Raw genomic sequence first — 12,602 nt, 5'->3', positions numbered from 1 at the left:
CTCTATGTTGGAGGTTGGTTTGATTGTACAGATTGAGCTAGGCTTTTTATTAGCTGCTTACGTTCAGCTTGAGCAATGTATATAAATTGGTCGTTGTAGCTTTTGTCTGCGTTGATATATTGTTCGAAGTTAACTGGTACTCCAGCAACCGAAAGCTCTAAATGCAAGTGAGGTCCAGTTGTTCGGCCTGAATTCCCAGTAAGACCGATTATCTGACCTTTAGTGATGTATTCCCCAGCTAAGACATGTCTTTCTGAAAGATGAAGGTAGCGCGCATAGTTTCCATCAGTGTGTTTTATGGTTAAGTAGTTACCTGCGAAACGGTTATATCGAGACTTCAAAACGACACCGTTGGACAACGAATGAATCTCTGTGCCAATAGGTGTCGCGTAATCCGTTCCAAAATGAGGTGCAATTCGATTCGTTATAGGGTGTTTCCTGTTTAAATCGAATGATGAACTCACTCGATAATGCTTAGCAAGAGGGAATACATAGTCATTGTTTATTTTATATCCATTTTCGTTATAGATATTATCATCCGCCCCTCTCATAGCAAAAAATTCTATATCACTACCTAAATAGTAAAAAGCACTGACATATTCTGTTTTTGTACCATCATGTTGGGTTTTTATTGAAAACTTATCACCGTTGTTAACTGATTTAATAATGTCAAAATTATCACCTAATAGACTCAATAGTGATTTTAATTCATTGTTCGTCAAACCAGAGGATAGTATAGAACTGACAAAAGAGTATTTCACAACCCCTGAAACCATTTCAGATGTCGGAGCTGGGGTTGGAATATGAATGCTTTTGGGCTTGGCTATTTTAGGTGCCTGTTTTTTATCAGTATTTGAATGATTGTAGCTTAGCGATATGGCTGTTGAAACGATCAAAAAAACCATCAAAAGGCCAAAGGAAAGGGTACGGCGACTTAAATGGCTATTTATTTTCAAATACATAAATTATCAATAAAATTCGGTTAATGGATAAAAATAAGAATTAGATCATAATATTTATTTGTTTTTTTTGCATGTTATTTTAGTTCATTCCTTCGTAATGACTAGCTAAAGGTATAGGGTGTGTTTTTAGAGAGATAAAAAACAAACATTTCACCTTTTGATTTAGCTAAACTGTACTTTATAAGTAGTTATTATGTCATGTTGAGAAAATCTTAGACGATAATATAATCGCGGAAAAATATACTCTGCCAGAAAACTATGTTCACTAAAAATACGTTGAAATCAACATTAGGTCTTATTGTTACGTCGCTTATCTTAAGCGCATGTGGCGGTGGGGAAGGCGGAGGTGATAACACCCCGCCAGCAAGGAATACCGGAAGCATCTCAGGTAACGTTTTTGACGCTCCTGTGAGCGGTGCGAAAATTGAGGTGTTTGAATACAAGGATGGAAACCTAGGTAGGAAGTTAGCAAGTACGACTTCCGATGCTTTTGGTGACTACAAGGTTGAATTTGAATCTTCATCGATGCCACTTTTCATCGTAGCTAAAGAAGGCAGTTATACCGATCCCTTAACGAAAAATACAGTGTCTGTCAGTAACGGCAAAACACTGCGTTTAGAAGCCATGCTCAATTACAAAGAAGGGCGTGATCAAAACTTAATGCTGACCCCTTTGACGAACATCGTTTCAGGTTTAACTCAATATAAAGTAGGCAAGGGAGTGTCAGGCTCTACTGCTATCTCAGAAGCATTAAATAGCATTAACGATATGTATGGTTTCGATGTCAATGAAACTACACCGATAGACATAACCAAAGGTGGTCAAAGTAGTTTTGCTACATCCGGTCACCAATATGGTGCTTTGTTAACCGCTTATTCTTCTTATTCGTACGACCTAATTCAAAAATACGGTGATACTCAGAGTAATATTTACACATCGATGCATTTGGCTGATATCCAATATCGAGATGTCATTGCCGATGGTCTTCTTGATGGGCTGGAAATAAGTACTGTGTCGGGAGGGGTAACCCCTTTAACCTTCGGTCAACAAAAAGTCTCTAGTGATATTTACACTCACGATTTGGCACAGCATGTTCTAATTGTCGTCAATGATCCTAACTTAAATATTTCAGGAACAGACGCAGACGACTATGTTGAGTTTAGCCGTAAGATTAATGACCAAGGCACCAATAGCGGTACTGGCGGTGTGATCCCTCCTCGCGATGAAACCGAAATTGATACCGAAGCGCCTACAGTGTCTAGAACAGACAGTGATGTATTGGCAGGTCTCGATAAAGTGGATATTAAGCTCAATGATGAAATTGGTGTTCAAGGTGTTTCAGCGTACCTTGAATACCAACTGGACGGTGTCTGGTCTCTCGAGAGTCAGTGTGACGATGAACAAACTTCGGATAGTGAGTTTTGTTTCTTGGAGTTCGACGGCTTTGAATCTGGTCTTAGAGAAACAAGTATTAAAGTAAGTGTAGACACAAAAGCCATTGACGCGGTAGAAGTTGATTCGGATACGGGACTCTCAAATGTAACTGCGGCACGTTTGGTTTTTTATACGACTGACGTCTTAGGTAACGAATTAGTTCAAGGGCGAGATGTTGGCCATTATGTAAACTTTGAATGGGACAACAATGCGCCGGTAATTGAAGTAACCTCGGCTAGTTCTATAAACAACAGTGCAAAAGAGTATGTGCTTAAAGGCACTGTAAAAGAAGACTCGCAAGAGATTGATTCGGTAACGGTTTCATTTAAAGGCGGTTTAGATGATAGCGTTTCTTGTGGTCATATAACTTTAGAGTCAGGCAGTGCCTGTGAATTCAGTAAGGGATATTCAACCGATGAATTCGTATCGATAACAACATTTGAAATTAAAGCCACCGATAGCAACGGGAATATTGGTAAGGAAGTTCACGAAGTCGTTCGTGATGATCAAGCGCCGGCGCAAGTGATTAGCTACCCAGAGAATGCTCCAATGAATTATGTCAACGTTAGTGTTGATGGGGAACGCGTAACTAAAGAAGATGTTTATACGCAAGACACCTACACATCAGAAACGGTTCAATCCACTCGTGATTATTTGAAGATTGATTACATTTACGCGAGCAAGGGGATTTTAAACTCAATTCCCGATGTCGATTTTAGTGACTTTAATGTCAACGACCTCAAAGATAACAAAATTCCATATGTTCGTGTCAGAGTCTCAGATGGCAACGGGGATATGGGGTTAGGATCTAGTGCCGACAAACTTAAGCTAGTTGTTAAGTATTTAGTAAGCGCAAACAATGATAATAACTACGTGCTTCAGAAGGTAACCGATACCGTAGCCTCTGCCGCTAACATACCCCACGAAACTATCTCTGATACTGAAGGACACGTAAATGAGGTTATCTATTATGTTCCTTTTGTAAAAGAAATACTTGGTGACAACTTCGCTTCGACGTCCGAGAACAGCAGTCAAAAACTAGTGATTCAAACTATTGACGAGTCTGAAAATGAAAGTGCTGAGCAAGAAGTTTATTTTCGTAGTAGCTTCGACTTGCCGACAATAACAATCGTTACTCCATTTATCGGGGCTAGTGTGCAATTGGAGGGATTAAACTCGAAGGGAGAGTTTACCTCGCTAGGAAGATGTACCACGATTCAGCACTTAGAAAGTGATGGAACAAATAAAGCACTCGATGTTGCTGGATGTGAAACAACAACTGATGTAGTTAACTACGACTTTATGCGAGTGCGGTTAATCGGTATTGATGGTAATACGCAACCGTATTACTACAAGTGGGAGAGTGATCCAGGTACACAATCAGAACAAGTGAACCTAAATAGCGCGAATATAGGTGCCTACTTTAAACTTAATGGTTCTAAGACTTTTTATATTACCGAGCTAGCAACATACCAAACCGGACTGTTTGACTCTCAATGGAATCAAGTTGAAGCTGGAAACAAGACTCCAGAGAATGCCGCACGAATTTTAGACGACGTACAATATGCTCTCGCTGGTGGAAGCGATTCATTCTTTGGTTTCGACCCAACGATCGTTTCGTATGCAACGAATCAAATATTGAAAGGTGCTATTCCGGAAAAACTGCCTAATAATTATATTCATCGGTTTTTAGTAGAAGCGATTTATGACATTACCCAAATAAACAATATGCTACTAAGTAACTCTGTTGATTTTGCTTCCGCTATCTATGATGACTTGCAGTACGATGGCCAAGCTAACGGTATTGGTAGTGGGGGTGAAAAAATAGTTCTAGATTCATATGAATTTAGCTCAAAGTCTTACCGTAATGACTTAGCGCAATCATACTATAACATTATGACTGAAAAGTATGGTGTAGCAGCTAACCTAGCTCAGCGATACGCCGATCAGATATCAATGGCGAACCCAAGCCTCGATGGCGAACAGATTATAGACGGTGATGGCGAAAGTATTGATAAATCACCGCCTCAACCTTCGCTAAGTATCGAAAATGGCCGAGAAACATGGGTTGGAAATAAACGGTACGTTGCTGGTGTTTTAGATTCACGGATTATTTTGGAAGATCCGTCAGGCATTGTCGTGGAAGAAGGCAGTCAGCCATTATTTGTTACAGTGTGGTATAAGAAAACTGAACCGAATACGGAAATCCCAATTGATCTGAATATTCGAGAGTCAGGTGGTGATAATTATAAAAAAGAGTATTTATTTACCCTTAATACCGAGTCTTCAAATCTCAAAGGGATTGTCGAGTTTGCACTTGTGACCAGTGCAATGGATGAGCATGGAAATAGCTATGGTTACAATGGAGAGGAACCACATACGGAAACTTTGTATGTGGATAATGATTATCCTTTAGCGACTTATATTCCCCCGAGCGATGGTAATGGTGATCCGATTGACGAAAATGTCTATTTGAACACCAATTATGTTCAAGAACTCACTTTCAACATTGACGATATTGTAGGAGACAAATTGGACGAGCGAGGGCTCACTTTCTACAACTCGGCAACCGGTGTTAATAATGATTATGACGCTAACTCACATTTTTCAAGTAATACAGAGGATCATTTTAAGGTAAAACTATGCTCTGGAGACAAATGTAGCAGTCAAGGTAATATTATTAGTCCAGAAGATGGTAATTGGGTAGTGTATGTTAATGCTGAAGACAATCTGTCTAATATAGTTAACCGCCAGACGACCAATGCCCCTCAATTTAGTGTATTACTTGATTCAAAAGGTCCGGTAGTAAACGGATCTAAAATTATTAACCACTTAGGTGGTAATACTAGCTGGGTACCTGATATTACTTGGAGCTTGAGTCCAGGGAGTTTGGTTGAAGTCGATATGAAGTCAGAGTCTGGCAGGCGTTTCACTTTGCAACATTACGAAACAGAACCTGAAGAGAGTACTGAGCCGTATCTATTAGGCATGCAGCCTAACGTAGAGGTGAGACTAGTTGCGGAGGCATTTAAATATAATGAGAAAAACTTCTTCTACGTAACAGCAACAGACAGTTCTTTTCCATCGGGAACACACAGTGGTGAATTTGAATTCTTGGTCGACAACAAGGGACCAGTAATTGAATTAGCTGACCCTTGGGTTTTAGACACTAATTCAGGTGAAAGCTATGTTCTTGGTACCGCATTTACTGTAAAGCTTACATCAGTATCTGACGACTCTGATGTATCTAAGGTTGAACTTTGGCAACAAGGTCAAAACGCTGCAATACGTTCAATTGACCCCAAAGATCCAACGCAGCCCTTTGATATCGAAATTACAGAAACGCAAAGTGACACTATAGTGATTGGCGAAGACAGAAAGGCTAACCTGTACCTCAAAGCCCTAGACGAATATGGGTTTGAATCTGAAACAGAAATTAGAACTGTTCTGCTAGATCGTGAAGGCCCATCACTAAAGTTAAATGCGTTTGATCCGGAAAGTTTCTATCTTGGTGATTATGTATTCAATCTTTCAGCCCAAGATTTAAATGATAGGGGAACACCATCATCAGACGGTGTTAACAATGAAACATTAGAGTATTGGACTTTCAAAGAAAACCCCTCTGATGCAAGCACCTTAGTTGGTGAAGATATGAAGATTCCTTTAAGAGGTGAAAACGATGGTGATAGTGCGATTCGCACTATCAGATTAGGTGGTTCCGACATTAGAGGGAATACGACAAGCATAGATTATGTGGTTAAAGTTCAAAACTCAAAGCCCACTATTAACTCGGTTACTTTCACATATGAAGATGGCACGCCAGTTTCTTCTGGTGGCCAGATACAAATTACTCGTGTTGAACCTGTAATTATAAGTATTGATGCTGAAGATGAGAGCGGGATCCCGCTAGTTGAAGGTACTTATAAATATGGGGAACAAACCAACAATATCTCATTTTCTCAGAAAGGTGGCCTTTGGGAAGCTAGGTTGACAGAGGCAGATCTAACGGAAGATGGTGCCTATCAGTTGGAATTCAAAGTATATAATAACGTTCGCTATAGCTCTGAACAAGAAAGGCCTGTTTCCGAACGGTCAGAAAGTATCAATGTGCAACGTCAAGGTGTTGCTCTGTCAATCGTAAAACCGACTGACTTCCAAAGTCATATATCGGGAAGTACCCTTAATGTTGAATTTGGCCCTGCGGGTGAGGTAAAAGCAAAAACATTAGAATGTTGGGTTAGAGAGAATTACACCTCAGACGGTGTGCCGGAAGATGGTTCGAACAATGCTTATTCAGGTGTTATAACTAATCCTCAAGAAAATTATAAGTGTAGCATTACAACTGATGTGAATATGTCTGTTTCACCTGTGGTTTTGATAACGAAAACAGTAGGAACGAATGATACTGAAACAGTCAATAAATTCAGCTTTAATATGATGGATATCGATGCCCCTACGGTTGAACAAGACACATATCAATTTACTGGCAATGACGTTGGTTTGAACGCCGAAGGTAAGAAAGTTCTGAGCTTAACATTGAGCTTCAAAGACAATCTTTCTGGTGTGGATATTAGTGATGGTAACGAACCGTTATTGGTAAGAAATCGATTAAATGTGTCTTTTGAACCAAATAGTTGTAGCTCTAAATTGGGTATAACGACATGTACGTATAGAGAGTTGTATGCCGATATCCTCTCTCCGGGGGCGTTACAGCACTTATACACGATTAAGAACTTGTCTGATGTCGCCGGAAACTTAGGTTCGGATCATGCGTTAGAATTATTGCTTCCAGCCCAAGGCGATTTAGAAATCGCTATTACCAGCCCTGCTGAAGATACTATTATTCGAGGTGAGACCCTTGAAATGAAATTCAAGGTGAAGGTTGGACAAAATTCTGATCTTGAAAATGTCATCGCAACTCTAGATGGTGCGTCATATAATTTGAATGATAACCCAGAGAACTTTGGCCCTTTCACTAAGTGTGAGGATGACTATTCTTGCTCGACGTTTACCGCGCCATTAGATGACAAACTAGATGGTCAATTTATCAAGCCTAAAATTCAAATTATTGATGTATGGGGAGAGTCTATAAGCGATGAAGTCAGCGTAATGGTCGATAATAGCCTACCAAATGTTGACGACACTGTATCCCTCAATGAATCTCCGGATGATTCTAGCTTAGTTAGATTTCAGTTTTCTGTGTGGGATGAAGGTAGCGGTATAGCAAAGGTTAAGTACACAATAGTTAATCCTAAATATGTATTTGATAAAGATGACATTGGCGACAATTCACACCTTTATTTTGATCTTCCAAAAACTGAGTTAGAAGAGTTGAATTCTTTACGAGTCAATGTCGAAGCAACTGACAATGTAGGTTGGACTCAAAATAAGACGACTGATATTGACATTAGGATACCAACTATTGATTTGGCTTTTGATGGAATAACGAGTTTACAAGGGGGTAAGCTTGCTTTTACTAATGATAGCCAAGCGTTCACCATTACCTCTGAAGAGGGAGAGGATGTAAAGGCTGCTTCCTATGCTATAGATTTGGTTCCAGTTTCAGGTAACACGATTAAGTTTTCTGGGGAAATAGCCTCTTCAACAGCTTCAGATACGATGACTTTTGATATCGATGCTCAAGCTGAGTATATGCAAAAAGTAACCGTAACCGATTCTATCGGGCGAGTTATTATTGACCTTAATGTGCTCAACAAGACTTACGATGCTGAAGGCATCGCATCCATTGTTGATTACCAAGCACCGGTCATTTCAAGTATCACCAGTACTCAGGATTCGATGATTCCAGAGGAAGGGCTATATTATTTGGATGTAAGAGCATACGTCTTCGATAAAAATCTAAGCAGTGTTGGTTCTACTGCGGAAAACGGTACCGATGCCCCGGTAAACCCACAATCAATTGAAGAACCGACCAAAGACGGTGACCCTTACTTGATACGTTATCTTTTATCTCCTGGCGATTATCTAATAAATGTAACGGCAGACGATTTAGTTGAACACCAGACCGAGAAGTCACTAAATACAAAAGTTGAAGCAGCAAGTATTCCAGAGCTAACAATATCAACGGCAGCATCAATGCCTTTGGCTGGTGGCGTTGATATTCCACTTTTGTTTACCTTCACTGAAGAGGTTAATCAATTTGAATTTTCAGATGTAGAGATTTTAGCAAGTGATGGCAATGATACAGGCGAGTTGAAGCAAGCATCATGGAGTACAACAGACAATATAACTTGGTCGGTCAATTACATAACGCCTGAAAAACAGAACAAAAACATAACCATACGAGTCGGTGATAATAGTTACGAAAGCGTAAATACTATCCCCGGTACAGGGGATAGTTTGGTTTTGGGGATTGAGGGTGTGTTACCAACCCTGTCTAGCGTGACATTTGATCCAATGCATCAGCAAGTAGGCAAAGATGTACAAGTAGCCCTTGAATTTGATAAGGAATTACAAGAAGTAACGGCCATGCTTGGTGGTAATCAAATCAACTCACTAACTGCTACGGCTGATAAGAAAGTTTGGAAGGGTAACGTTCGAGTGCCTGATACTAATGAATTAACAGTGGCTTTGATTACAGAGCAATACAAAGACCTAGTGGGTAATGTGGGCACGCAAGACAGCACACACTCGCTGCCTATCACGCCAACGTTGGACATCACACCGGTGGGCAGTGTGGACGGCAGCAATGCCGCGAACTTGGCCTTCTCAGGCACCTCGACCCGTTTTGATGGTCAAGAGCTTCGCCTGGCAGTGAAAGCGCAAGACAATGAGACGGTATTGAAAAATGGCGTTACGACCGTAGCAAGCGGTGGGGCTTGGAGCAGTACGGTGGACATCAGCGATCAACCGAACGGCAGCTACACCGTTATTGTGACGGGCACCAACGCTGCAGGCGTGCAAGTAAGCGAAAGCGCAAGCTTTACGCTCGCGCAAGCGGTACCGACGTTAACGAGCGTGACGTTTAACCCAAAACACCAAGCGATAGGTCAGAGCGTATCGGTCAGTCTTAAGTTCGATAAAGCGCTGCAAGCGGCCAGTGCCGAGTTAGGTGGTACGGTCATCTCGCTGACGCAGAGTGCGGACGCCAGCGTGTGGACGGGCAATGTCGATGTATTAGTCGCGACGTCGTCTGATTTGACGGTGGATTTGGTGGTGAAAGATTACCAAGACTTATTGGGTAACGTGGGGGCGCAAGACAGCACACATTCGCTGCCGATTACGCCAACTATTAGCATCTCTGCGATCAACAGCGGTAACGATGTTAACGAATCAGAGTCACCCACATTGATTCTCGATGGTACTACGGTTCGTTTTTCTGAAGGTGATAAGTTGAGCCTAAGTGTCACAGACAGTGGGGGAGTTAAAGTTTCAGATGCTGAGGTGCTGGTTAGTGAAAACGGAGTTTGGCAATATGAACTGACTCTTGATCCAATCGAAGGTGGGTCTGTGACGGTGTCACTACATGGTGCCAATGCACTTGGAGCCGATGCTACTTTGGTTGAATCTACATTTACATTAAATAAGGATGTGAACGCTGCAGTGGTCGTAGTGCCAAGTTTATTACGACAACTGCTTATTTACGACAAGGGCACAAAACTAGCAGCGTAACGCTAATCGTTATATGGAAGATTAGACAAAGGTCTGCCTATTCGGCAGACCTTTTTTGCAAATGTATCTCAGGTTGTAGGAATTTGATTATGCACAGTGGACTTAATCATTTTTATTACCCTCAATTTTATTAAGAAAATTATTGTATACCAGTGCCCAATATTGATTAGTTTAGTGATGCTGAGTCATTGAAATGAAAATTATTTTGTTTTTCCTATTTCATTATTTAGTCATATTTTTAGTCAGATAACTAATATAACTGGTGATGTAATCAGAATGGCAATTGTATAGATATTTTGCATAGTAGTTTTTGGTGTTATCTCTATAAAAGTGCCATCTTGATATTAAATGCATAATATATATAGTGTTTATATCACATCGTTATTTGATGTGGTGTTCTGCATTTTGGTACTTTAGTACCACCCTTTTAAGCCAATTTAGTGTTCCAAAATAAATCCTATTTATATTGGCTAAGTTTATGTGGGAATTTATTCCCACTTTTTTTTCTTTTACAGATGAGAAAATGCTCAATATAACCTTCTAAATCGATGAAATGCTTCCACCAGATATGTGTGTTTGGTCTAGTTCATATTTACTTAAGTACGCAATTAAATGATTATTATGTGACATCCGTTCAAATTGATTTGCCTTTTTAGTTGGTCAGACGAAATGACTATTTATCCTGTTTAATTAGCTTTATTGCTAGTGTTATGGTTTTTGACGATACTCCTTCTAATCTATTGAAATTTATAACCATTACGCGTAGAATTTATTTAACCAAATCGTTTTTTTAAGCCTTATCAGCTTAGTTATCACCGCAACTATATATATCTGTAGGTTGTGGAGAATCCAAATGCACTTAGTTTGCAAATTTATATCTAGTTCGTCTCTCAGTACGAACGACCTTCAATATGTCTTAACACCGGATGAGTGTGTCGGGCTATTTTCGCGCGTGCGCACCCCTAAAGACATCTTGGCTCAATTACCAAGCACTCTGCTTCAGCAGATTACTGCGTCGGCTAAAAAAAATGTCCACAGCCTGCTCAATGCTATTCGAGTAGAACTTGTAAAAGCGAACTGGGTTTGTCTTTCATCCAATGTGAGACGTCGTCCACTAACGAGTAAGCAGCTAGCAAATTTCCCCCGACTGAAGTTACATGTCGATCGGGTGATCAATAGTACTGCAGAGCGCGTTCACAAAGCTAACTACCAGCAAGTTGTCGATGATGTACCTTTGGCACGTCACTACAACTTCTCGCCGGTTGAACCTTCCCCTGAACATAAAATCGTCGTTGAGTTTGCTGGTCAGTGGTCGAGTAATGCTGGCTGTCTGATGTTAGGAACTACCGATACTCAAAAAGAAAAAGTGACGGTAGGTAAGTCAGATCGAGAAAATAAACACCGCAGTCTCGCGACATTTAAAGATCTCGAAGCTGAGGGCAAAACGCTTTACATCAAAATCCCTTGTTCTGACCAGCCTCATCCAATCTTGCTTAAACTCGCAGAAGGCCTGCAACCCGTTGATAAAGAAACTCATATGGATGAATGGGATAACGTGTTGGTGCCGGTGAGGCCATTAGCTTACTTAGATGGCAGCAACGACAAATCAAAAGCTTCTGACCTGCGTGGTGGTTTCCTTTATGTGTTTTGGAAAGGGAAGCTTTGGCGAGAGATGGCGTTAAACGAGAAAGGTTACTACCAAGATGTTGACGTCGAGTATTACCGTACCCTAGAGCAAGAAGAAAAGAAAAAGGACACACATCAGGTAATACAAAGAAGCGCAAGCGGTTTTTCCATGGCGCATTTCTGGGCACCTTACAAAATATCGGGTGAAGTCCAACAGGGAGAAAATGGACTCAAGATCATTTTCTCACCAAAGCAAAAGCGCTTTGCTCAAATTGAAGCATTAGAATCGGATGCTGCTTTGCTAGAGAAATCCAGCACGCCATTAGATGAATTAAGCAGTTACAGTGACGCACAGTCATTCAGTGCAAAAGAATTCACCTCCGATGTAGACAGCGCCGCCATCCACAAAGTTACCGAAGACGACATGCCATGGCTGAGTGACCAGCAAGCCATCGTTCGAAGTTATGACGAGAGTAATACCGTGATCGCTTATGTGGATGGAAAAAACAGTGGTTTTCTTGTCCGCTTGGAAGTTGGCTTGGCAGATGGCCCATTGGCAGAACAGCTAGACCCTTACTCGTTGGCTTCGTATGACGGCTTAGTTGCCATTATGGAAGATTCTGAAAGTGACTGGCGAGTTACCGAGCCTTTTGATTTAACCAGTAAAGAAGGATATATCAGTGCCTTAGTGACAGGTATGCCTCCCAAAGGAAAGTTTACACTTGTTCTTTCGCACCTTGGGGGGCAAGACAGCGCGGTGATGATGTTTGAAGGGCTGACATACCAAGAGATCGTCACAGAACCACCAGAATTACCGATGATTTCTAAGCACGAAGAACAGCGAGTGCCTGATGAAGTTAATGAAGAAAGAGAGCGTCAAAAGAAAACATTAGACATGATGCTAGAGCTTATCAACTCCAATTAAAGTGATAACACGGGGAATGTGCG

Annotated in this window: 3 protein-coding genes; 2 read left to right on the top strand and 1 reads right to left on the bottom strand. The window is 40.9% G+C overall.

Annotated elements, in window-relative coordinates:
- Positions 1 to 2: 2 nt before the first annotated feature.
- Complete coding sequence (locus LMH68_RS21355; protein ID WP_229647822.1) at positions 3 to 962, bottom strand: peptidoglycan DD-metalloendopeptidase family protein; 960 nt, start codon at positions 960 to 962, stop codon at positions 3 to 5.
- Between the two features lie 258 nt (positions 963 to 1,220).
- On the opposite strand from LMH68_RS21355, the gene LMH68_RS21350 reads away from it, so the two are divergent.
- Both LMH68_RS21350 and LMH68_RS21345 read left to right on the top strand, forming a co-directional pair.
- Entirely contained in the window at positions 1,221 to 10,028 is an 8,808-nt protein-coding gene (locus LMH68_RS21350; RefSeq protein WP_229647821.1) for a tandem large repeat, read from the top strand.
- Positions 10,029 to 10,881: 853 nt separating this feature from the next.
- Positions 10,882 to 12,579 (top strand): hypothetical protein, encoded by a 1,698-nt coding sequence (locus LMH68_RS21345; RefSeq protein ID WP_229647820.1) that lies wholly within the window; start codon positions 10,882 to 10,884, stop codon positions 12,577 to 12,579.
- Positions 12,580 to 12,602 lie beyond the last annotated feature (23 nt).

The organism is Vibrio sp. F13 (genome assembly GCF_020806305.2).
Taxonomy (GTDB): domain Bacteria; phylum Pseudomonadota; class Gammaproteobacteria; order Enterobacterales; family Vibrionaceae; genus Vibrio; species Vibrio crassostreae_C.
This window is presented reverse-complemented; position numbering and strand designations above follow the sequence as displayed.